Annotated in this window: 2 protein-coding genes; both read right to left on the bottom strand. The window is 42.5% G+C overall.

The genetic code is table 11. The features are described 5' to 3' along the window. Positions 1-156 (bottom strand): SpoVA/SpoVAEb family sporulation membrane protein (locus tag ACFRCG_RS48855; protein ID WP_380043145.1); only part of this gene is annotated, 156 nt, incomplete at its 3' end. Then, the coding region (spoVAD, locus tag ACFRCG_RS48850; RefSeq protein ID WP_380043143.1) for a stage V sporulation protein AD at positions 153-1,009 on the bottom strand (857 nt) is incomplete at its 5' end. The genes spoVAD and ACFRCG_RS48855, both read right to left, overlap by 4 nt.

Genomic DNA, 1,009 nt, shown 5'->3' with positions numbered 1-1,009 from the left:
AATCAAAGGCTCGTATAGTCCAAATCCATCTAAAAGCGCCCCAATCACTACAAGAGCACTTAAGGTATGACCTGGTGTCAATTTAAATACATCAAACATAATTTGCCCAATGATACAAATTAAACCGCCTACGACAAAAGCCCAAAAATAGATCATGTTAATTGTTCACCTCCGTATTCAATTGACACTGCATGGGCGATACAAGGAATTGTTTCATTTTGCTGAAAGGACAACGGTGAAAGCAAAGCACCTGTAGCCACAACTAACATGCGTTTAAATTCACCATTTTTCATGCGGTTTAATAAATGCCCATAAACTACCGTTGCTGAACAGCCAGCACCGCTTGCCCCTGCAAGAACGGGTTGTCCTTCCCGATAAATCATAAGGCCACAATCTTGGTATTGTTCTTCACTAATAGGAGTTCCATGCTTTTTAAATAGATCCATGGACACTTCCTGTCCGATTTGGCCAAGGTCACCGGTTACAATTAAATCGTAATAAGATGGCTCAACATTTCGTTCCTTTAAATGGGCTTCAATGGTATCAACCGCAGCTGGCGCCATAGCTCCTCCCATGTTAAATGGATCTGTCAATCCCATATCGATTACACGACCAATTGTGGCAGATGTGACATGAGGTCCTTCCCCAGAATCACTTAATAGGGCTGCACCTGCACCAGTAACCGTCCATTGTGCCGTAGGTGGCTTTTGTCCACCATACTCAGTTGGATACCGAAATTGTTTTTCTACAGCTGTATCATGACTGGAAGCTCCTGTTAACAAATATTTCGCTCCTTTTGTATTTACAATATAAGCACCTAGAGCCAGTCCTTCCATCGAGGTAGAGCAAGCACCGAATAAGCCAAAATAAGGCGCTCCAATCGTTCTGCTAGCGAAACTTGTTGGGGTGATTTGATTGATTAAGTCCCCAGCTAGGATAAATTGAACTTGATCCTTTTGTATGCCCCCTTTTTCCATGGCTTTTTGGCAAGCCTCTTCAAAAAGGATTT

Source organism: Embleya sp. NPDC056575 (genome assembly GCF_042793325.1).
In the GTDB taxonomy this organism is placed as follows: Bacteria; Actinomycetota; Actinomycetes; order Streptomycetales; family Streptomycetaceae; genus Embleya.
Note: the sequence above shows the minus strand (reverse complement) of the source record. Positions and strands in the feature narration are given on the sequence as shown.